21 protein-coding genes are annotated in these 19,597 nt (G+C 65.3%); 13 read left to right on the top strand and 8 right to left on the bottom strand.

Going from position 1 to position 19,597, the window contains the following annotated elements; translation table 11 throughout:
* The first annotated feature begins 63 nt into the window (after positions 1-63).
* Positions 64-789 carry a ferritin-like fold-containing protein gene (locus ACWA1U_RS15280; protein ID WP_463723005.1) on the top strand — a complete coding sequence of 242 codons (726 nt, stop codon included), beginning with the start codon at positions 64-66 and terminating at the stop codon, positions 787-789.
* Positions 790-809: 20 nt separating this feature from the next.
* Here ACWA1U_RS15280 and thiE read toward each other — a convergent pair whose 3' ends face one another.
* Complete coding sequence (gene thiE / locus ACWA1U_RS15275; protein WP_463723004.1) at positions 810-1,460, bottom strand: thiamine phosphate synthase; 651 nt, start codon at positions 1,458-1,460, stop codon at positions 810-812.
* 155 nt (positions 1,461-1,615) lie between these two features.
* Between thiE and thiO the strand changes: the two genes are divergently transcribed.
* From thiO to ACWA1U_RS15260, 3 genes are read left to right on the top strand one after another with little or no spacing between them, the layout of a single operon-like run.
* The gene (gene thiO / locus ACWA1U_RS15270) at positions 1,616-2,761 is read left to right on the top strand and encodes a glycine oxidase ThiO (RefSeq protein WP_463723003.1); all 1,146 of its coding nucleotides are present in this window, start codon (positions 1,616-1,618) and stop codon (positions 2,759-2,761) included.
* Positions 2,758-2,991 carry a sulfur carrier protein ThiS gene (thiS, locus tag ACWA1U_RS15265; protein ID WP_463723002.1) on the top strand — a complete coding sequence of 78 codons (234 nt, stop codon included), beginning with the start codon at positions 2,758-2,760 and terminating at the stop codon, positions 2,989-2,991. Before thiO ends, thiS begins: the two co-directional genes overlap by 4 nt.
* 5 nt (positions 2,992-2,996) lie before the next feature.
* Positions 2,997-3,803, top strand: coding sequence for a thiazole synthase (locus tag ACWA1U_RS15260; protein WP_463723001.1), 807 nt, complete (start codon positions 2,997-2,999; stop codon positions 3,801-3,803).
* 32 nt (positions 3,804-3,835) lie between these two features.
* Here ACWA1U_RS15260 and ACWA1U_RS15255 read toward each other — a convergent pair whose 3' ends face one another.
* From ACWA1U_RS15255 to ACWA1U_RS15245, 3 genes are all read right to left on the bottom strand, one after another.
* Entirely contained in the window at positions 3,836-4,141 is a 306-nt protein-coding gene (locus ACWA1U_RS15255) for a hypothetical protein (protein WP_463723000.1), read from the bottom strand.
* A 66-nt stretch (positions 4,142-4,207) separates the two neighbouring features.
* Complete coding sequence (locus ACWA1U_RS15250; RefSeq protein WP_463722999.1) at positions 4,208-4,432, bottom strand: DUF3107 domain-containing protein; 225 nt, start codon at positions 4,430-4,432, stop codon at positions 4,208-4,210.
* Between the two features lie 71 nt (positions 4,433-4,503).
* Positions 4,504-5,148 carry a TetR/AcrR family transcriptional regulator gene (locus ACWA1U_RS15245; protein ID WP_463725064.1) on the bottom strand — a complete coding sequence of 215 codons (645 nt, stop codon included), beginning with the start codon at positions 5,146-5,148 and terminating at the stop codon, positions 4,504-4,506.
* Positions 5,149-5,265: 117 nt separating this feature from the next.
* Between ACWA1U_RS15245 and moeB the strand changes: the two genes are divergently transcribed.
* Positions 5,266-6,456 (top strand): molybdopterin-synthase adenylyltransferase MoeB, encoded by a 1,191-nt coding sequence (moeB, locus tag ACWA1U_RS15240; protein WP_463722998.1) that lies wholly within the window; start codon positions 5,266-5,268, stop codon positions 6,454-6,456.
* Positions 6,457-6,483: 27 nt separating this feature from the next.
* Here moeB and ACWA1U_RS15235 read toward each other — a convergent pair whose 3' ends face one another.
* Entirely contained in the window at positions 6,484-7,809 is a 1,326-nt protein-coding gene (locus ACWA1U_RS15235) for a glutamyl-tRNA reductase (RefSeq protein WP_463722997.1), read from the bottom strand.
* Positions 7,810-8,013: 204 nt separating this feature from the next.
* Between ACWA1U_RS15235 and hemE the strand changes: the two genes are divergently transcribed.
* The 8 genes from hemE to hemL all read left to right on the top strand — a co-directional run bounded on the left by hemE (position 8,014) and on the right by hemL (position 16,764).
* Positions 8,014-9,099 (top strand): uroporphyrinogen decarboxylase, encoded by a 1,086-nt coding sequence (hemE, locus tag ACWA1U_RS15230; protein WP_463722996.1) that lies wholly within the window; start codon positions 8,014-8,016, stop codon positions 9,097-9,099.
* Positions 9,096-10,589 (top strand): protoporphyrinogen oxidase, encoded by a 1,494-nt coding sequence (gene hemG, locus ACWA1U_RS15225; protein WP_463722995.1) that lies wholly within the window; start codon positions 9,096-9,098, stop codon positions 10,587-10,589. Before hemE ends, hemG begins: the two co-directional genes overlap by 4 nt.
* A gap of 88 nt (positions 10,590-10,677) precedes the next feature.
* Complete coding sequence (gene hemQ, locus ACWA1U_RS15220; RefSeq protein WP_463722994.1) at positions 10,678-11,367, top strand: hydrogen peroxide-dependent heme synthase; 690 nt, start codon at positions 10,678-10,680, stop codon at positions 11,365-11,367.
* The gene (locus ACWA1U_RS15215; protein WP_463722993.1) at positions 11,364-12,566 is read left to right on the top strand and encodes a ferrochelatase; all 1,203 of its coding nucleotides are present in this window, start codon (positions 11,364-11,366) and stop codon (positions 12,564-12,566) included. The genes hemQ and ACWA1U_RS15215 overlap by 4 nt, the downstream gene beginning before the upstream one ends.
* Positions 12,563-13,519 (top strand): hydroxymethylbilane synthase, encoded by a 957-nt coding sequence (gene hemC / locus ACWA1U_RS15210; RefSeq protein ID WP_463722992.1) that lies wholly within the window; start codon positions 12,563-12,565, stop codon positions 13,517-13,519. The genes ACWA1U_RS15215 and hemC overlap by 4 nt, the downstream gene beginning before the upstream one ends.
* Positions 13,516-14,430 (top strand): uroporphyrinogen-III synthase, encoded by a 915-nt coding sequence (locus ACWA1U_RS15205; RefSeq protein ID WP_463722991.1) that lies wholly within the window; start codon positions 13,516-13,518, stop codon positions 14,428-14,430. The genes hemC and ACWA1U_RS15205 overlap by 4 nt, the downstream gene beginning before the upstream one ends.
* A gap of 28 nt (positions 14,431-14,458) precedes the next feature.
* Positions 14,459-15,442 carry a porphobilinogen synthase gene (hemB, locus tag ACWA1U_RS15200; protein WP_463722990.1) on the top strand — a complete coding sequence of 328 codons (984 nt, stop codon included), beginning with the start codon at positions 14,459-14,461 and terminating at the stop codon, positions 15,440-15,442.
* On the top strand, positions 15,442-16,764 hold the full coding sequence (gene hemL, locus ACWA1U_RS15195) for a glutamate-1-semialdehyde 2,1-aminomutase (RefSeq protein ID WP_463722989.1): 1,323 nt from the start codon (positions 15,442-15,444) through the stop codon (positions 16,762-16,764). Before hemB ends, hemL begins: the two co-directional genes overlap by 1 nt.
* A gap of 82 nt (positions 16,765-16,846) precedes the next feature.
* Here hemL and ACWA1U_RS15190 read toward each other — a convergent pair whose 3' ends face one another.
* The 3 genes from ACWA1U_RS15190 to ACWA1U_RS15180 form a co-directional block, all read right to left on the bottom strand.
* Entirely contained in the window at positions 16,847-17,689 is an 843-nt protein-coding gene (locus ACWA1U_RS15190) for a MetQ/NlpA family ABC transporter substrate-binding protein (protein WP_463722988.1), read from the bottom strand.
* Positions 17,690-17,809: 120 nt separating this feature from the next.
* On the bottom strand, positions 17,810-18,580 hold the full coding sequence (locus ACWA1U_RS15185) for a methionine ABC transporter permease (protein WP_463722987.1): 771 nt from the start codon (positions 18,578-18,580) through the stop codon (positions 17,810-17,812).
* Entirely contained in the window at positions 18,577-19,557 is a 981-nt protein-coding gene (locus ACWA1U_RS15180) for a methionine ABC transporter ATP-binding protein (RefSeq protein ID WP_463722986.1), read from the bottom strand. The genes ACWA1U_RS15185 and ACWA1U_RS15180 overlap by 4 nt, the downstream gene beginning before the upstream one ends.
* Positions 19,558-19,597: the final 40 nt, after the last annotated feature.

Below are 19,597 nucleotides of genomic sequence, written 5' to 3'. Positions count from 1 at the left end.
ATACACCTCGATGCGGGGCGGGGGAGAGATTGCGCGGCAGAGCGCGCAGGTACCCTTAACCGCATGACAGCAATGAATCCGCAGATCCGGCAGCAGGGAGCATCGGTGCCTGAAGGAACGGCGACGGCTGCGGACTCGCCCAACATCAGCAGGTTTGTCGCCGACCTGCTTGGAGTGATGGCCTACGGCGAAATATCGGCCTTCGAGCGGTTGTCCTCCGACGCACGGTTTTCCCCCACCCTCCGTGACCGGGCGGCACTCGGCCGGCTCGCCGTCACCGAATTCGAGCACTTCGAGCTAGTGAGCGCCCACCTCGCGGGCCTGGGAATTGACGTTGAAGAGGCGATGCGGCCCTTTCAGGGTTCAATCGACTCATTCCATGAGCGCACGAGGCCAGCAGACTGGTACGAATCCCTCATGAAGGCGTACGTCATCGACGCTATTTCCGGTGACTTCTACACCGCCCTCGCTGAGCACCTTGATGCCACAACCAGGGATGTTATTGCGCAGATCCAGTCGACCACCGAACAGGGCGGAATGCTCCAGCCCAGGCTGAAGGCTGCGCTCGCCGATGATCCGAGGCTCGCTTCCCGACTGGCGCTGTGGGGCCGCCGCCTGGTGGGGGAGGCGCTGACCCAGGCCCAACGCGTGGGAATAGAGCGGCAATTCCTGGGTGGTCTGCTGTTTGAAGGAACCGTTGCGGACCAGGAGCGGGGAACCTTGCAGCTGTTCGCCCAACTCACCCGAAACCATTCACGGCGTATGAGCGCGCTGGGTTTGACCGCCTGACGGCTGCTCGTCCGAAAGACTCAGGCGGGTAGTTCGCTTCTCAGCTTCGCAGCAGCCTCTGCGGGATCAGCGGCCTCAGTGATAGCCCGGACGACGACGACGCGCCGCGCGCCTGCCCCGACCACTTCGCCGATGTTGCCTAAGTCAATCCCGCCGATGGCGAACCATGGCTTGGGAATGCGGCCTTTGGCCCAATAGTCCTTCTCGAGGGCGGCAGCAACCCGGACCAGATCAAGCCCGACGGCGGCGCGCCCTGGTTTGGTTGGGGTGGCCCACACCGGACCGGCGCAGAAGTAGTCGATCGTCTTTTCAGCTGCCGCCGCCGACACCTGCTGCGGTGAGTGCGTCGACAGACCCAACACACCGCCGTCGTGCAGAAATGGCCGAGCCAGCGACGATGGCAGGTCTTGCTGGCCCACATGGAGCACCGGGGCACCGCTGATCGCCGCGATATCCGCGCGGTCATTGACGGCCCACAGCTTGCCGTGCCGCACAGCGGCGGCCCGGAGTACTTCCAGCAAAACAAGCTCCTGCGCAGCCTCGATGGACTTGTCCCGCAGTTGGATGATGTCCACACCTCCAGCGAAGGCAGCATCAACAAAATCAGCGAAGTCCTGCTGCTCGCTGCGGGAATCCGTGCACAGGTAAAGCCGGGCGGATGTCAGTTGCATACCACCTACAATAAAGGGGTACTGCGGGAGCCACCGCGCCAGGAGTGTTCAGCGAGCAATCCAGCGCAAGGGCTGAGAGGGCGTTCGGCGCCGACCGCGTTGTGAGAACAACGAACCTGATCCGGGTCATGCCGGCGTAGGGAAGGACCATTTTGATGGACACACACGCGGATGTCGCCGTCGTCGGCGGGGGAATCGTTGGCCTCGGGATCGCCTGGGAGGCGCTTCGCAGGGGACACTCTGTCTGCCTCATCGACCCGGATCCGGCGAACGGAGCCACCCACGCTGCCGCCGGCATGATCGCCCCGGCCAGTGAGCTGCACTACCGCGAAGAGCACCTTCTGGAGTTGACCCGCGAATCGGCGCGGCTGTATCCGGAATTCCTGGCATCACTGGAATGGACCGGCATCGACGCCGGTTACCGCAGCACCGGCACCATCGTGCTCGCCGTGGATGGTGCCGACCGCCAGGCGCTGGCTGACCTCACGCAGGTCCAGGCGGCACACGGACTGGCGGTTCAACAGATTTCGGTCCGGGAAGCACGGCGTCTGGAGCCGATGATCGGACCCGCCGCCACCGGTGCATTCATGGCACCGGAAGACCGGCAGGTGGATCCCCGCAGGCTCGCTGCCTCGCTGCTTGCCGCCGTCGAAGCGCAAGGAACACTCCTCCGCACGCCGGCAACCGGAGTTATCCGCGAGGGCAACAGGGTGGTCGGCGTTAACCTGCACGACGGCGGGACCGTGCATGCTGCCCACACGGTGGTGGCCGCCGGGCTGGCTGCCCGGGACCTTCAGGGGTTGCCCCACCCGCTTCCATTGCGCCCCGTGTACGGCGACATCCTCCGCCTCCGGGTACCGCCGGCTTTACAACCACTACTGACCCACACCGTCCGGGGATTGGTGCGCGGTCATGCCGTCTATCTGGTCCCGCGAACGGACGGCACGGTAGTCCTCGGCGCCACTATGAGGGAGGACGGCAGCGGCTCCGTTTCAGCTGGGGGCGTCTATCAGCTCCTGAGGGACGCTACCCAACTGATCCCGGCCATCGCGGAGCTTGAGCTGACGGAGGCGCTCTGCCGGGCCAGGCCCGGTACGCCGGACAACGCCCCATTACTCGGGCGGCTGTCCGGCGTGGATGGCGTGCTTGTAGCGACTGGCTTCTTCCGCCACGGTGTCCTGCTGACTCCGGTGGCGGCCGCGATCTGCATCGACCTACTCGAGGGCAAACCTCCGCGCTCAGACGTGGCGCGCTACAGTCCGGACCGGTTCACGAACCGGTTCACGAAAGGAGCAATATGAACATCACCTTCAATGGAAAGACCTCCGCAACGGGGGCCAGTGATCTGCTGGAACTCGTAGCGGACCTCACCGGGAGGAAGCTGGCACCCACCGGCCAGCCGGTCGACGGTTCGCGGCTCGGCGTTGCCGTCGCCGTGAACGCTGCTGTGGTTCCGCGAAGCCAGTGGGCAGGCCGGGCGCTCGTGGACGGCGACGACGTCGAACTCGTCACGGCAGTCCAGGGAGGGTGACCGTTATGCAGAGGGAATCCCACGCCTCCAGTACCTACACGGCCGCAGATGCGTTGATCATTGACGGTGTTTCGCTGGAGTCGCGGCTCATCATGGGAACCGGCGGTGCCCCCAGCCTCGACGGCCTCGGTGAGGCGCTCGCCGCTTCCGGCTCGGAACTGACAACAGTGGCCATGCGGAGGTACAGCCCCCAGACCGGTGCGTCGCTGTTCCAGCTGCTCGAGGACCAGAACATGCGTATCCTGCCCAACACGGCGGGTTGCTTCACGGCCAGGGAAGCGGTCCTCACAGCGGAGCTGGGTCGCGAGGCGCTGGAAACCAACTGGGTGAAACTGGAAGTCATTGCGGACGAGCAAACACTCCTGCCGGATGCTGTGGAGCTCGTTGAAGCAACCGAGGCACTGGTGGCCCGCGGGTTCACCGTATTCGCCTACACCAACGATGATCCGGTGCTGGCCCTGCGGCTGGAGCAGCTGGGGGCCGCGGTGGTCATGCCGCTCGGCGCGCCCATCGGAACGGGCCTCGGCATCCTGAATCCGCACAACATCGAGCTGATTGTTGCCCGGGCGTCCGTCCCGGTGGTGCTTGATGCAGGCATCGGGACGGCCTCTGACGCCACGCTCGCCATGGAACTGGGTTGCGACGCCGTGCTACTGGCTACAGCCGTAACACGCGCCCAGGATCCCGTAGCCATGGCGGCTGCGTTCCGCCATGGGGTGTTGGCAGGGCGCCTGGCATCAAAGGCGGGGCGCATTCCGAAACGTGAGCATGCGCTGGCGTCATCATCCTTCGACGGCCGGGCGGATCTCTGAATCCTGCGGCATCACTTTCTGCTGGCAGAAAGTCAGCGGCGTTTGAGGATGTGATTCATGGCATCGAGGTCTGCCTTCTCGCGGTGCCGACCAAACCACCAGGCAGCGGCTCCGGCCATCAGCGCGGCGAATACCAAAGGCAGCAACCAGGCCAGCCAGAACAACTCGGGGTGATAGCCGAGGCCACCGAACTGGAGGATGATCCAGAGCAGCAGGGCAGAACCGAGGCTCACTGCGGGAAGGAGCAGGACCCCATAGCGATGGTGCTGCCGGTCAATGAACCAGCAGAGAAAGCCCAAGGCGACGGCGACGAACGTGACGACGATCAGCGAGACCACAATGCACCTCCACCCCGTTCATGTCCGGTCAGGCCGGAAGGAGGCGTTCCAACCGGCCCGTTGTGTCTAGCGTGCCCCGAATCCCATGCGACGGGATTCCGGCTCGCCGATTTCGACATACCCGAGCACCGACGCAGGCACGATGACCTGACGGCCCTTAGTATCTGACAGCCGGAGCTCAGCGCCGCCATTCATTGCCTTGCTGACAACCGCAGCAATCTCCTCGGCAGGCTGGTTCGATTCCAGCACAATCTCACGGTTAACGTTCTGGATGCCGATCTTGATCTCCACGACGGGCCTTTCTGTTGATTTCCGGACGAACCGCCTCTTCCGGCAGCGCGCAAACCTAAGGGAAATGTAACTCAGATTTCCTTGGGGAACCGACTGATTCCGCGCCAAGCTAAACGGTAGATCAGCTCGCTCGCGGCATCGATGTCAAGGCTGCCGTCAGTTTCCAGCCAGTACCGGGCACTGACCTGGGCCATTCCGGCCATTGCGCGGCCAAGCAGCGTGGCCTCGAGGTGGGAGAGCCGGGTGTCCCCGGAGATGACTCCGGCGATCGCATCCGCGAAGTGTGCGTTGAATGCCTCGAGACGGCGGCTGACATCGGGGTCGTTATTGAGGTCGGATTCAAAGACGATGCGATGCGCCTGGCTGTCCTGGGCGATGAACTGGAAGTATGCGCGCATGGTTGCGTGCACACGTTGTTTGTTGTCCGTGGTGGACTGGAGGGCTTCGACCAGCAGCTCCGTGAGGGAGGCGAGATGGCTCTCGAGCAGCGCGAGGTAGAGCTCGCGCTTGCCGGGAAAATGCTGGTAAAGCACGGGCTTGCTGACCTGGGCAACATCTGCGATTTCGTCCATCGCGGCGCCGTGATAGCCGTTCGCTACGAAAACCTCATGGGCCGCCTGCAATAGCTGGCGCCGCCGCTCATCCCGGGGCAGCCGAATGGCTTTTCCGCTCGCCGGTGCCTCTGAGCTCACATTGGGGCTTTCGTTGTGATTGATGGTGGTGTTGAGCACTCGCGGTGCTCCACCGCTCGTCAGGCGGTGCCTACCAGTCTACCCGTGCGTTACATGTATCCCATGTTGCGCCGGGCTGCTGGAGTGGGCATACATTGAACCATGAGCTCTTTGAACAACGGCCCTGGCCCACTGGTTGAGCCTCACGCGGAACTGACCCGGGAGGAAACCGAGCGGTACTCAAGGCACCTGATTCTTCCGGAGTTCGGAATGGACGCGCAGAAGCGGCTGAAGAACGCGCGGGTGCTGGTCATCGGAGCTGGAGGGCTCGGCTCGCCCGCCCTCCTGTACCTGGCCGCTGCCGGCGTGGGGACGCTGGGCATCGTGGACGACGACGTCGTCGACCTCTCCAACCTGCAGCGCCAGGTGATTCACGGAATCAGCACCGTCGGTGCGCCGAAGGCTGTCTCGGCCGAGCGTGCCATCGCCGAGCTGAACCCCCTGGTCAGGGTGATCCGACACGAGGTCAGGCTGGGCGCGGACAACGCCCTGGACATTTTTGCCGATTACGACGTCATCCTCGACGGGACTGATAATTTCGCCACCCGGTACCTGGTCAGCGATGCAGCAGAAATCCTTGGCAAGCCTTACGTATGGGGGTCCATCCTTCGGTTCGATGGCCAGGTAAGCGTGTTCTGGGCCAAACCGTCGGTAGGCGGCCCGAGCTACCGCGACCTGTACCCGGAAGCACCACCGCCCGGGGCAGTGCCGTCCTGTGCGGAGGGCGGCGTTCTCGGCGTTCTCTGCGCGCAGATCGGTTCGGTCATGGTCAACGAGGCCATCAAGTTGATCACCGGCATCGGCACCACCCTCCTTGGCCGCGTGCTGATTTTCAACGCGCTGGACATGACGTGGCGCGAGCTCAAGGTGCGCAGGGATCCCTCGGCAACGCCCATCTCTGAACTGACCGACTACGAGGCGTTCTGCGGGTTGACCCCGTTGGAAGAGTCCGACGACGACGCCGTGCCCTCCGTGAGCGTTCTCGAGCTACAGGACCTGCTGAACCAGCGCTCAGCAGGAGAACGCGACTTCGACCTTATCGACGTCCGGGAGCCGGGGGAGTACGAGATTGTCAGGATTGAGGGCGCCACACTGCTCCCGCAGAACCGGATTCTCTCCGGCGACGAAGTAGTGGATCCCGAGCGGGAGATCTATGTGCACTGCAAGGTGGGCGGCCGGTCCGCAAACGTGGTCCGCTACCTCCGAGGTCAGGGCGCGCGCAAGGTGTACAACGTGGACGGCGGGGTGCTGCAGTGGGTACGCGAAGTGGAGCCCGACAAACCGGTCTACTGAGAAGGGTTGTCAGGGGTACCCCGAAACCTAGGCGGAGTCCGCCCGGGTGTCTCCACTGCTCTGAACCGGGCAGGACTGCTGCGCCGCCTCGGCGACCGTCTCGTCCGGCTCAATTCCGTACAGTGCGCCAAGGGCTGCCGTGTACTCCTCCTGACGGCCAGCCGCTGCCAGTTCGCGGGCACGCACGGTGGGTACATGAAGCAACTGGCGCACCATCCTGCGGAGCGCGAATTCGACTTCCTCGGCTGCGGCGGTGCAGCCATGCTGCGCGCGGACGCGTGCCATTTCGGCGTCGAGTACGTTCTGGGTGTGTTTCCGCAGAGCCACAATCGCAGCATCGACTGATCGTGCTGCCACCTGCTCCTGGAAATCGTTCGCAGCCTTGGACACGAGGTCGCCGGCTTGGCGAAGCGATTCGGCCTGCTCAACGGGTGCCGCGAGGCGGACGGATTCGAGGGTGATCAATTCCACGTTCTCCACCGAGTCAACGTCCGGGTCGAAATCGTGGCTCAGTGCGAGGTCCACGATGACCAGGGGGCGATCAACTCCGTCGCGGAGTTCCCGGACATCGGCGGCGCTGACCTGGCGCTCACTACCGCTACAGCCAATCACGATGTCGGCTTCAGCGATGGCAGGGCGGACGGTCTCTTCAGTGAGGGCAACGCCACCGCGCGTAGCTACAAAGCTTTCGGCGCGCCCGGAAGGGGAGTACACGGACACATTCTGGCACCCGCGCTCACGCAACAGGGCCATCGTGGCTCCCGCGTAAGCTCCGGTTCCGAAGACGACGACAGCCTTGCCGGCAAGTTCCGGGCTGGTTGAGAGGTCAGCAGCGAGGTCAAGGGCAACTGACACGATGGAACGGCCCCTACTGCCCAGTGCGGTCTGTGCACCTACTTCGCGGGCCGTTTTCGAGGCTGCCTGAAAGAGCCGCACGAGCCCGCCGCTGGCAGTGCCTGTTCCCTGGGATTCGATCAGCGCCCGGCGCACCTGCCCGGCGATTTCGCGCTCACCAACGACGGCGGAATCCAGGCCAGCGCTGACGCTGAACAGGTGGCGTGGTACGTCCTTGCCCGCGAGCGTGGTGAAAGAGGCGGACACGGTGCTTTTCGGAAGGCCGGACTCAGTGCTGATCGCGCTGATGATCGAGGAGCGTGCAGCTTCGATGTCCTGCTCCGAAGTCGCCTCACCGTAGATTTCAAACCTGTTGCAGGTTGCGAGGGCCACCGCTCCGGAGAGGGCGGCGCTGTCCTCCAGCGCCGACGAAGCGACCTGGGCCGCCCCGACGCTGAGTCGGGCTACGGTCTCCAAGTCAATATCGGAGTGGGTGGCAACCAGGGAGAAGAAGTTCACAGCCCCTCAATCATAGCCAACGGGCAGGTTCCGGCCCTAATAGGGGACCCTTAGTTCCAGAGTGCAGCGAGTGCTGTCCTTCCCCGGAATCACACGGAATTCGAGCACCCACAGCTCGCGAAGGTACCCCACCAACACGTGATTTCCGGCACCCTGCGGGCTCAGTGGTTATCCAACCGCTCCGAACTTCGGCAGAATCGACCTATGACCCTCAGCCCATCCCACCCCCTTCTCGACGGCCGAACCACTGCGTCGCCGCTCATTGAGTCCTACCGGGGAAACACCCCCTCCCGGCGCCCTGTGTGGTTCATGCGCCAGGCCGGCCGTTCGCTGCCCGAGTACCGCGCGCTGCGTGAGGGGTCGGCGATGCTCGACGCTTGCCTGGATCCGGCGATGGCGGCGGAAATTACCTTGCAACCCGTCCGGCGGCATGACGTGGACGCGGCGATCTTCTTTTCCGATATTGTCATCCCGCTGAAGCTTGCGGGAGTGGACGTGGACATCGTGCCGGGCGTCGGACCCGTCCTCGGCGCACCGATTCGCACTGCAGCCGACGTCGCGGCCCTGCCGGAGCTCACTGATTCCGCCCTGGACCCCATCCGGGAAGCTGTGGCACGGACTGTGGCGGAGCTTGGCTCCACCCCGCTGATCGGATTCGCCGGCGCACCCTTCACCCTCGCCGCTTACATGGTCGAAGGCAAGCCATCCCGTGACCACCTCGGCCCCCGCACCATGATGCACGCGGACCCATCCACCTGGCGGGCGCTGACCGACTGGGCCGCCGACGCTTCCGGACAGTTCCTCCGTGCCCAGCTCGAAGCCGGTGCCAGCGCGGCACAGCTCTTCGACTCCTGGGCAGGCTCGCTCGGACTCCAGGACTACCAAAGGCACGTTGCGCCGGCGTCGGGCCGGGCGCTTGACCACGTGCGGGAGCTCGGCGCGCCACTCGTGCATTTCGGAACGGGAACCTCGGAGTTGCTCGCCGCAATGCGCGACGTTGGGGTGGATGTGGTCGGCGTTGACTACCGGCTGCCCCTTGACGAAGCAAACAAACGCCTTGGCGGCACCGTTGCGCTGCAGGGCAACATCGACCCGGCTCTGCTGTCCGCACCCTGGGACATCCTTGAAGCCCATGTACGGGACGTGCTCGACGCCGGGGCAGGGGCGCCAGGGCATGTCGTCAACCTCGGGCACGGCGTACCGCCGGAAACGGACCCCGACGTGCTGACCCGGATCGTGTCGCTGGTCCACTCGGTGCCACCAGGACAACCGGCGGCTCCGGGTCGATGAGCAGGGACCTCCGGGCTCACCGCGCCGCAGGCGACAAGTCCGCCAACACGTCCACACCCGCCGTCGTCGTGATCGGCGGAGGCATCGCGGGGCTGTGCGCTGCCCTGGAGCTCGTGGGCGCGGGATTGGCGGTCACGGTGCTGGAGGGCTCAGCCACATTCGGAGGTTCCGTGAGCAGCCACCAACTCGGGGGAAACACGCTCGACGCCGGCGCGGAATCGTTCTCGACCCGATCGGACACGGTCCCCGCGCTTGCCCGTGAGCTTGGAATCGGTGGTTCGGTGCGTACGCCCTCGCCCGCGGGAGCCTGGCTGCAACTATCCCGGCCAGGCGGCGAACTGCTCGCGGTTCCGCTGCCCAAATCCGGCCTGCTCGGCATTCCGGCGGATGTGCGGGATCCGGAACTTGCCGGGCTGCTGGGGAAGGCGGGAAGCGTTCGCGCGGCCCTTGACCGTGCCCTGCCCCTCGGCAATCTCCTGAACCAGCAGCAGCTCAGCCTCGGAGAGGTCGTGCGGACGCGGATGGGCCCGGAGGTGCTGGCGCGCCTTGTCGCGCCGGTGGTGGGCGGCGTGCTGTCCGCCGATCCCGACAGTCTCGACATCGACTCCGCCATTCCCGGCCTACGGGCAGCCATGAGAAAGCACGGCTCCCTCGGTGCCGCCGTCGGGGCCATGCGGAAGGCCGCCCCCGCCGGCACCGCAGTCGCCGGGTTGGACGGCGGAATGAACCGGTTGACGACGGCACTGACCGCGCGGCTTGAGCGTGACGGCGCTGTCCTGAAACCGTCGACGCGCGTGCTTGGCCTGACTCATACGGCTGACGGCTGGACGATAACGACCGCAAGCGGATCCTTTTCGGCCGCAGCCGTGGTGGTTGCCACGGACGGGCCCGCCGCCGTCGACCTCCTGGCGCCCACCATTCCGGGGCTGACCGCGGAACGGCCGGACGTTGTGCCGGCTGTGGCGCTGGTGAGTTTGGTGGTCGACATCCCGGAGCTCGATGCAGCTCCCCGCGGGACCGGCGTGCTGGTCGCGGCGGGCACCCCCGGCGTACAGGCCAAGGCACTGACACATGCCACCGCCAAGTGGCCGTGGCTGGCCGAGCAAACCGGCCCAGGCAACCACGTGCTGCGGCTCTCCTACGGCAGGGCGGGAATTCCCGGCCGGTCGGCAGGAGACGTCCGGGCAACGGACACAGCCCGCACCGACGGCGAACTATTTGAGCAGGCGCTGCAGGACGCGTCGGTGCTGCTCGACGTACCCATCTCGGCCGCCGACGTCGTCGACTGGGATGTTGTCCGCTGGACCAACGCACTCCCGCACGCAACCCTCGGTCATCGGGACCGGGTTGCCCGGATCCGCGCCCTCACCGCGACCCAGCGGGAGCTTGAGGTGACCGGCGCCTGGCTCGCCGGGACGGGACTGGTCGCCGTGATCGACAACGCCCGTGACCGCGGCGCCGCGCTGGCCAGGCGCCTGACGAGGAAATAGCGCCCTGGACTGTGAGGTTGATAACCTTCTACCAGCTGTAGAACCCAACGATTTACGATTAGCCCGTTGACAGGAGCAGACTGGATTCATGAGTGAGATTGCAGGCCCCACCAGCGGTCACGAAGCGGCAACCGATCAGTTCTTCACCCTGTGGACAGTCTTCAAGCGCGCAGGTGGAACCCCCGACGACGGCACCTCGCTGCAGGCTGCGCTCGCCGGACTGACCGATGCAGGAGTTACCGTCCGCGGGTTCTACGACGTATCCGCCCTGCGCGAGGACGCCGACGTCATGGTCTGGCTCCACGGGGCCAACCCGGAGGCGCTGCAGGCGGGAGTGCGGACGCTCCGCCGGACGGAAACCTTCGCAGGGACCGAGATCGTGTGGTCAGCGATGGGCGTGCACCGGGACGCCGAATTCTCCAAGAGCCACACGCCTGCCTTCTCGCGCGGCGTGGAACCAAGCACCTGGGTCTGCGTGTACCCGTTTGTCCGCTCCTACGACTGGTACATCCTGCCCAGCGAGGAACGGCGGGAGATGCTCTACGACCACGGTATGAAGGGCCGCCAGTACCCACAGGTCATTTCGAACACCGTGTCCTCGTTCGCGCTCGGGGACTGGGAATGGATCCTCGCACTCGAGGCGCCGGAACTCGTGGACCTGGTTGACCTCATGCGCCACCTGCGTGAAACCGAAGCCCGCCGCCACGTCCGCGAGGAAGTCCCTTTCTACACTGGCCGCCGCATCGGCGCCGGGGAAGTTGCCGAGGTTCTGAGATGACCAAACCCACGTTCCACCCGCTCGACGGCGTTGACGGTACCGGACGCATGGCTCCGAAGGACTACGACGCCATTGTGCTCGCGTCCTTCGGTGGGCCCGAGGGCCAGGACGATGTCATCCCGTTCCTCCGCAACGTGACGCGCGGCCGGGGCATCCCCGACGAACGCCTTGAGGAAGTGTCGCATCACTACCGCGCGTTCGGCGGAATCAGCCCCATCAACCAGCAGAACCGTGAGTTGAAGGCCGCCATGGAGGCCGAACTTGCGCGCCGCGGCATCGATTTGCCGGTGCTGTGGGGCAACCGGAACTGGGCACCGTTCATCGCCGACACGTTGAAGGAAGCGTACGACGCCGGCCACCGCCGTGTCCTGGCCGTCACCACGAGTGCCTACTCCTGTTATTCCAGTTGCCGGCAGTACCGCGAAGACCTCGGCATGGCGCTGGTGGAGACCGGGCTCGATGGGCTGCTGGAAGTGGACAAGGTGCGGCAGTACTTTGACCACCCAGGGTTCGTGGAGCCGTTCGTCGAGGGCGTCACGGATGGGCTGAAGTCCGTCCGGGAACGCCTGGCGTCCAACGGTGAACCGGATGCCCCCGTGCACGTCATGTTTGCCACCCACTCCATCCCCACCGGCGATGCTGAAGCTGCCGGTCCACGGAACGAGGACGGCGGGCCGATCCTTGAGGGCGGTGCCTATGTGGCGCAGCACCTTGCGGCCGCCCAGGCCGTCCTGGACCGGATCCCCGAAGCCGCCGGATGCGAGTGGTCCCTCGTGTACCAGTCCCGATCCGGCGCTCCGCACATCCCCTGGCTGGAACCGGACATCAATGACGCCCTGCAGGAGCTGGCCAAAACGGAAACCAAAGCGGTGGTCATTGTTCCACTTGGTTTCGTGAGCGATCACATGGAAGTCAAGTGGGACCTGGACACCGAAGCCATGGAAACCTGTGCCGAGCTTGGCCTCGCGGCAGAACGTGTCCCAACGCCGGGCACGCACCATAAGTTTGTTTCCGGGCTGATTGACATGGTGAGCGAACGGACCGCGGCCAACACCATCGAGGACCGTCCCGCCGCCACCAACCTCGGCCCCTGGTATGACGTGTGCCGGCCGAACTGCTGCGCAAACCGGCGCGGCGAGAAGCCTACGGTCGCTGGTGCTGACTCCACGGTCGGCCTCCCCGGGACAGACCAGGCATGAGCGGTGCCGTTCGGGTGGGAACCAGGGCCAGCGCGCTGGCCCTGACCCAATCGACGTCGGTTGCCGAGTCGCTCGCAGCGCTCGGCGGCTTCGAGTACGAACTGGTCCGGGTCAGCACCACCGGAGACGTGAACCGGGCGTCGCTGTCGCAGATTGGCGGCACCGGCGTCTTCGTCGCGGCGCTTCGCGAGGCGCTGCTCGATGACACGTGCGACCTCGCCGTCCACTCCCTGAAGGACCTGCCAACGGCCCAGGCTGACGGCCTGACCGTCGGCGCCGTTCCCGAACGCGCAGATATCCGCGATGCCCTCTGCGCCCGTGACGGCTTCGGGCTCCGTGACCTGCCCGCGGGGGCGAGCATCGGAACGGGATCACCGCGCCGTGCGGCCCAGTTGCGCGCCGCACGGCCAGACCTGTCCGTCATCGACATCCGCGGCAATGTCGATACACGGCTTGCCCGGGTGGCCGGCTTCGTTGGCGGCGGACCCGGCGACCTTGACGCCGTCGTGCTCGCTGCTGCTGGTCTCATCCGCCTTGGACGGCAGGACGCCATCACTGAATACCTCGAGCCGTCGCTCATGCTGCCCGCTCCCGGCCAGGGGGCGCTGGCGGTCGAGTGCAGGGCGGACGACGCCGGTGAGTCGCCTTTTGCGTCGGCGCTCGAACAGTTCGATCACCTGCCGACCCGCCTCGCCGTGACCGCCGAGCGTGCCGTGCTGCGCAGGCTCGAAGCGGGTTGCACGGCCCCGATCGGTGCCCTTGCCCATCTCGCAGATGGCTCCCTCACGCTCGAAGCTATCGTCTGCAGCACGGACGGAAGCCGTCTGCTGCGGCGGGCCGCAACGACAGCACAGGCCACAGTCGAGGGTGCGGCCGCGCTGGGGGTCCTCCTGTCTGAGGAGCTCCTTGCGTCCGGAGCAGCGGATATTGCCGGGCTCAGCGCGTCTTCATGACCTCTCACGCTGCCGGTGAATCCCTGGCTCGCGTTCGGGTGGCGCTGTTGCGTACCCCCCACCGTGCGGAGGCGACCGTCGCGGAACTGGAGCGCCGCGGCGCAGAAGTGGTGCTGGCTCCCTTGATCGACTGGGAACTACCGGAGGACGCCGCCGAGCTTGATAGCCGGTTGCGCGCTGCGTCGGCTTACCACTGGGCTATTTTCACCAGCGCAACCACCGTCCGTGCCTGTGAACTGCGGGCGGGCCACCTCGGGACTACGCTCGCAGCGCTTCTCGGAGATGTGCGGGTTGGGGCAGTCGGCGAAGCCACGACCAGAGCGCTTGAGGCCCTCGGCGTCGTCGTTGACTGCGTTACCGTCGAGGACCAGTCCGCTATCGGGTTGTTGGCGGCACTGTTGGACGCGCCGACCGGAACTTCACCGGGTGAGCTAACGCGCGCGCTGCTCCCGCAGTCAAGTCTTGCCGCCGACACCCTGAGCGCCGGACTCGCTGCACGCGGGTGGTCGGTGGACACGGTGACGGCCTACGCCACCGTCGACTACCCAGCCCGCGAGGACTTCCGAATAGGTGAACCTGGCGACCACGGGCCCGCGGCAGTGAATGCCCGTGCGACGTCCGAGGTGATGTCCCGGGAGGCGCTCGGGGATGCCATTGGGCAAGGACGCATCGACGCCGTCGTCGTTTCCTCGCCAAGCATCGCTGAACGCTTGCGTGCCATGATGGATCAGGTCCCCGCGAACGTGGCAGTGATCGCCATCGGGCGCAGGACTGAGCGCGACGCTGCAGGCCTTGGCCTCAGGGTGGACGCTGTCGCGGCAACACCGGGTCCGGCGGGAATCTCGGATGCCGTGGAAGCCGCTGTCGGGCGCTTGCGGGGCACTGAGACAGCAACCAGTCGGAACGAATAGAGCAACAGGTAAGGCAAGGTATTTCTTCGTGAGCTTCCCACAGCATCGTCCGCGCCGGCTGCGGTCAACGCCGGCCATCCGCCGGCTAACGGCCGAGTACCGCGTCAATGCCGCTGACCTGATCCTCCCTGCCTTTATCCGCGAGGGGCTCACCGAGCCGACTGCCATCACATCGATGCCCGGCGTGGTTCAGCACACCACCGACACCCTGAAGCGGGCGGCGTCTGAGGCTGTAGAGCTCGGTGTGGGCGGCATAATGCTGTTCGGCATTCCGTCCCACCGTGACGCGACCGGAACCGCCGGCCTGGACCCGGACGGCGTGCTCAACCGGGCAATAGCGGATGTCCGCGCCGAAGTAGGCGACAGCCTGGTCCTGATGAGCGACGTCTGCCTCGATGAGTTCACTGATCACGGTCACTGCGGTGTGCTCGCTCCTGACGGCTCAGTAGACAATGACGCGACACTCGAGATCTACGGCCAGATGGCGGTCGCGCAGGCGAACGCCGGCTCCCACGTCCTCGGGCCGTCCGGGATGATGGACGGGCAGGTAGCTGTCATCCGCGAGGCACTGGATGCTGCCGGCCACCAGGACACAGCCGTCCTTGCCTATGCCGCGAAGTACGCTTCCGCGTTCTATGGTCCATTCCGGGAGGCAGTTGATTCACAGCTCAAGGGCGACCGCCGCACGTACCAGATGGAGTCCGCCAACAGGCGCGAAGCGCTGCTTGAGGTTGAACTCGACCTTGAGGAGGGCGCGGACATGGTGATGGTGAAGCCGGCCATGAGCTACCTCGACATCCTGGCCGACGTCGCGGCTATGTCGCCTGTTCCCGTTGCCGCGTACCAGATCTCCGGAGAGTACGCGATGATCGAGGCGGCAGCCGCGAACGGCTGGATTGACCGCCGTCGGGCCATCGAAGAATCGGTGCTCGGCATCCGACGTGCCGGAGCGCAAATGATCCTCACCTATTGGGCAACTGAACTTGCCGGCTGGCTGAAAGAGAGTAATTAGTGACCACCTCCGAAGATCTGTTCATTCGCGCGCAGGCCCTGATGCCGGGTGGAGTGAACTCTCCCGTGCGCGCGTTCGGTTCCGTGGGTGGGACGCCCCGCTTCCTGGTCTCTGCCCAAGGCCCCTACGTGACGGATGCGGACGGACGGCAGTACGTGGATCTGGTCTGCTCCTGGGGACCGGCCCTCCTCGGACACGCACACCCTGCGGTCCTCGACGCGGTCCACCAGGCCGTGGACCGCGGGCTGTCCTTCGGTGCATCCACACCCGCCGAAGCGGACTTGGCGGAACTGGTGACCAACCGGGTCCCCGCCGTCGAACGGCTGCGGATGGTCTCCACCGGAACTGAAGCGACGATGACGGCGGTACGCCTCGCCCGCGGCTTCACCGGCCGGAACCTGATCATCAAGTTTGCCGGCTGCTACCACGGGCACCTCGACAGCCTGCTCGCTGCTGCTGGGTCCGGCGTCGCGACGCTTGCGCTGCCGGGATCCGCAGGAGTGACGGAAGCGACGGCGGCAGAGACGCTCGTGCTGCCCTACAACGACCCCGACGCCGTCGAAGCGGCTTTCGCCGAGCACGGTCCGTCAATTGCAGCGGTGATCACCGAGGCCGCACCGGCGAACATGGGCGTGGTTGAGCCTGCTCCCGGGTTCAACGCAGCACTTTCGCGGATCACAGCCGAAAACGGGGCCCTCCTCATCATGGATGAGGTCCTGACCGGATTCCGGGTTGGGCCCGGCGGTTACTGGGGCCTCACCGGCCGCAGCGAGGGTTGGGCCCCTGACCTGTTGACCTTCGGCAAGGTCATCGGTGGAGGGCTGCCTGCCGCTGCACTTGGCGGACGCGCGGAAATAATGGATTACCTTGCACCGCTGGGTCCCGTCTACCAGGCCGGAACGCTTTCGGGGAACCCGCTGGCTATGGCCGCTGGTGTGGCCCAGTTGACGCACGCAACCGACGAGGTCTACCGGCACATCGACGCCCGTTCGCTGGAACTCTCCGGGGCGCTCTCCGCGGAACTTGACCAGGCCGGCGTCGACCATTCCATCCAGCGCGCCGGCAACCTCTTCAGCGTTGCGTTCGGAACGTCGGCCCGCGGTGTGGCCAACTACGCCGATGCGCAGGCGCAGGAGACTTTCCGGTACGCACCGTTCTTCCATGCCATGCTCGACGCCGGGGTGTACCTGCCTCCGTCCGTCTTCGAAGCGTGGTTCCTGTCCTCAGCCCACGACGACGACGCGATGGAACGCATCGTTGCTGCGCTTCCGGGTGCCGCGCGGGCCGCAGCCGCGGCAGGCGCCACGCCCTCCGGCGTCTAGCTCCACCTCTTAGACTCAACGGCCGGCGCTCAGTCCTCTTGCGGAGGACGGGGCGCTGGCCGGTTTTCACTGCTTCTTCGGCCTAGAAGCCAGGTGTGACGTCGCCGCTTGGCCAGGTCTCCTCGATGTACTGCTTGACCTCGGGGGAGTGAAGCAGCTCTTCGAGCTTGGTGATCCGGGCGTCGCCCTCGGATGATGTGTTCCACGCAAGGAAGTTTGCATAGGGGTTGTTGTCCACTGACTCGACCACCAGTGCGTCCTCGGTGCTGAGGCCGGCATCCAGGATGTAGTTGCCGTTGATGATCGCGAGGTCCACTGTTGGGTCCTGCAGGTCATTGAGCAGCAGTTCGGGCTGGTTCTCGACGAACTCAAGGCCCTTGGGGTTCTGCTCCCCGGTCAGCGCGAGGACGGATGCGTCGGCTTCGATGTTCTCGAGGAGTCCGGCCTCCTGCAGGAGGGTCAGGGCACGCGCCTGGTTCGAAGGATCGTTGGTGATGGCAACGCGTCCGCCGTCGGGGATGCCCGAGACGTCGTCGTGCTTCTCGGAGAAGGCCGCGTATGGCTCAACATGAACGCCCTCGCCGTGCGCGAACTCGTAGCCCTGGCTTTCAACCTGGCTCTCCAGGTAGGGGAGGTGCTGGAAGTAGTTGGCGTCGAGGTCACCTTCGCTGAGTGCGATGTTTGGGGTGGTGTAGTCATCGAACTCCTGTATTTCGAGTTCGATGCCCGTTCCCTCCGTGAGGTTGTCGCGCACGAACTCCAGGATCTGGGCATGCGGGACGGGGCTGGCCCCGACACTGAGGCTGGCCGGGCTGGCCGGATCCAGGGAGTCGACGGCGGTGGACTCACTGCCGCTGGCTCCGCAGGCCGAGAGGGCGAGGAGTGCGGACAGCCCGGCAGCCGCCAGGGAGAGTTGCTTACGCATGATGTGCGTTCCTTTCATAGAACCGTAGCGCGCAGCCGGACGGACCCGCGCAATGTTGGGGGATTTTTGACGGCGGGCGATTGCCGGCCATCACGAGCCCCGCCTTTGGGCGAGGAAGATTCAGGGTGTGCTGACTGCGTCGTCGGGCTGCCGCAGCGCGGTTCCGTTCCTGGTGCGGACGCGCTTCCGACCCGATCCCGCCGTCGCTGCGATCCGGTGATCGAACCGTTGGGCCAGCCGGTCGCCAATGAACTGAATGACCTGCACGATGGCGACGATGATGACAATGACCACGACCATCACCATGGTGTCGAACCGCTGGAGCCCGAAGTTGTAGGCGAGCCTTCCCAGCCCGCCGCCGCCGATGATGCCGGCCATGGCGGAGTAGCCAACCAGCGTCACCAAGGTGGTGGTCAGTGCGGAAATCAGCGACGGGAGAGCCTCCGGAATGAGGACCTTGGTGATGACCTGCATCCTGGTTGAACCCATGACCAGGGCTGCGTCGATCTTCCCCGAGGCAACGTCGCGGAGGCTGGTTTCCACGAGCCTCGCGAAAAATGGAATGGTGCCGATACTCAGCGAAACGGATGCGGCAACAGGACCGATTGATGACCCCGTAAGGAACCGTGCAAGTGGGATGAGCGAAACCATGAGGATTGCGAACGGGATGGACCGTGTGATGTTCACGATGATGTCGCTGACAACACGGTTGGTCAGCCGCATGGGACGGAGCCCTTCGGGACTGCTGGCGTGGAGGAACACACCCAGAGGAAGCCCAATCAGAAGGGTGAAAAAGCCGGCAATTCCGACCATTTGGAGGGTAGCGAGGAATTCCTTGGGTAGTGCCTCGGTGATGCCCGGATTTTTAAAGAGTTCGTCAAGAAGGTTCACGCTGCAACCTCCACGCGGACGCCGGTGCTTTCAAGGTAGGCGATGACTTCCGGGAGGGGAACCTGTGAGTCCACCTCGACGCGGAGCCTGCCGAAGCGGCTTCCACCAAGGTTCTCGACTGTTCCTGCCAGGACGTTGATGTTGGCGTCGAAGCGGCGCGTCAGCTCGGAGAGGATCGGTGCCGAGGCTGCCTCTCCCACGAGCAACAGTTCGAGTGCAGGCAAGGCGCTCGTGCCTTCAAGAACTGAGAGCGGCATCAGGGACCTGCCGAGAGATCCTCCGTGCGTTCCGGCTACCTCGTGGAGGGGACCATGTTCGATGATGCGTCCCTGCTCCAGGAGCGACACCGAATCGCAGATGCGCTTCACCACATGCATCTCGTGGGTGATGACGAGCACCGTCAGATTCAGGGTGGCCGTGAGATTCCTGATCAGGAGCAGAATGTCCTCGGTGGTTGCCGGGTCAAGCGCAGAGGTTGGCTCATCGCACAGGAGGATATCCGGGTCCGTGGCGAGAGCGCGTGCGATACCGACCCGCTGTTTCTGTCCACCGGATAACTGCGAAGGGTAGGCATCGGCGAAATCCGCCAGACCCACCAGTGAAAGCAACTCGGCGACCTTGCGCTTGACCTCCGCCTTGGGAGCCTTCACCAGCTCGAGCGGATGCGCCACGTTCTGCGCTGCCGTGCGCGAGTCCATCAGATTGGCGTGCTGGAACACCATGCCGATCCGGCGGCGGGCGGTCCGCACCTCCGAATCCCGGACCTTGGTGAGGTCACGGTCATCGATCATCACCGAGCCCGATGTCGGGCGGTCCAGGAGTGTCAGGCAGCGCACCAAGGTGGACTTGCCCGCCCCCGAGTGTCCGATGATGCCGTGAATGGAGCCCCTCGGCACCGAGAGGCTGACGTCGTCGAGCGCTGTCACTGTTCGCTGACCCTGGCGGTAGGTTTTGCGCAGATTGGTGACTGTAATCATTGGTCCTCGTAATCTCGGGGCCGCTTCGGTGGCTGCGGCC

The sequence above is a fragment of the Arthrobacter sp. TRD_SC_6 genome (genome assembly GCF_055361185.1).
This window is presented reverse-complemented; position numbering and strand designations above follow the sequence as displayed.

What these genes read in the sequence shown, in the direction of transcription:
- ACWA1U_RS15280 (WP_463723005.1), top strand. Translation starts at nt 64, where the DNA reads ATGACAGCAATGAATCCGCAGATCCGGCAGCAGGGAGCATCGGTGCCT.
- thiE (WP_463723004.1), bottom strand. Translation starts at nt 1,460, where the DNA reads ATGCAACTGACATCCGCCCGGCTTTACCTGTGCACGGATTCCCGCAGC.
- thiO (WP_463723003.1), top strand. Translation starts at nt 1,616, where the DNA reads ATGGACACACACGCGGATGTCGCCGTCGTCGGCGGGGGAATCGTTGGC.
- thiS (WP_463723002.1), top strand. Translation starts at nt 2,758, where the DNA reads ATGAACATCACCTTCAATGGAAAGACCTCCGCAACGGGGGCCAGTGAT.
- ACWA1U_RS15260 (WP_463723001.1), top strand. Translation starts at nt 2,997, where the DNA reads ATGCAGAGGGAATCCCACGCCTCCAGTACCTACACGGCCGCAGATGCG.
- moeB (WP_463722998.1), top strand. Translation starts at nt 5,266, where the DNA reads ATGAGCTCTTTGAACAACGGCCCTGGCCCACTGGTTGAGCCTCACGCG.
- hemE (WP_463722996.1), top strand. Translation starts at nt 8,014, where the DNA reads ATGACCCTCAGCCCATCCCACCCCCTTCTCGACGGCCGAACCACTGCG.
- hemG (WP_463722995.1), top strand. Translation starts at nt 9,096, where the DNA reads ATGAGCAGGGACCTCCGGGCTCACCGCGCCGCAGGCGACAAGTCCGCC.
- hemQ (WP_463722994.1), top strand. Translation starts at nt 10,678, where the DNA reads ATGAGTGAGATTGCAGGCCCCACCAGCGGTCACGAAGCGGCAACCGAT.
- ACWA1U_RS15215 (WP_463722993.1), top strand. Translation starts at nt 11,364, where the DNA reads ATGACCAAACCCACGTTCCACCCGCTCGACGGCGTTGACGGTACCGGA.
- hemC (WP_463722992.1), top strand. Translation starts at nt 12,563, where the DNA reads ATGAGCGGTGCCGTTCGGGTGGGAACCAGGGCCAGCGCGCTGGCCCTG.
- ACWA1U_RS15205 (WP_463722991.1), top strand. Translation starts at nt 13,516, where the DNA reads ATGACCTCTCACGCTGCCGGTGAATCCCTGGCTCGCGTTCGGGTGGCG.
- ACWA1U_RS15190 (WP_463722988.1), bottom strand. Translation starts at nt 17,689, where the DNA reads ATGCGTAAGCAACTCTCCCTGGCGGCTGCCGGGCTGTCCGCACTCCTC.
- ACWA1U_RS15180 (WP_463722986.1), bottom strand. Translation starts at nt 19,557, where the DNA reads ATGATTACAGTCACCAATCTGCGCAAAACCTACCGCCAGGGTCAGCGA.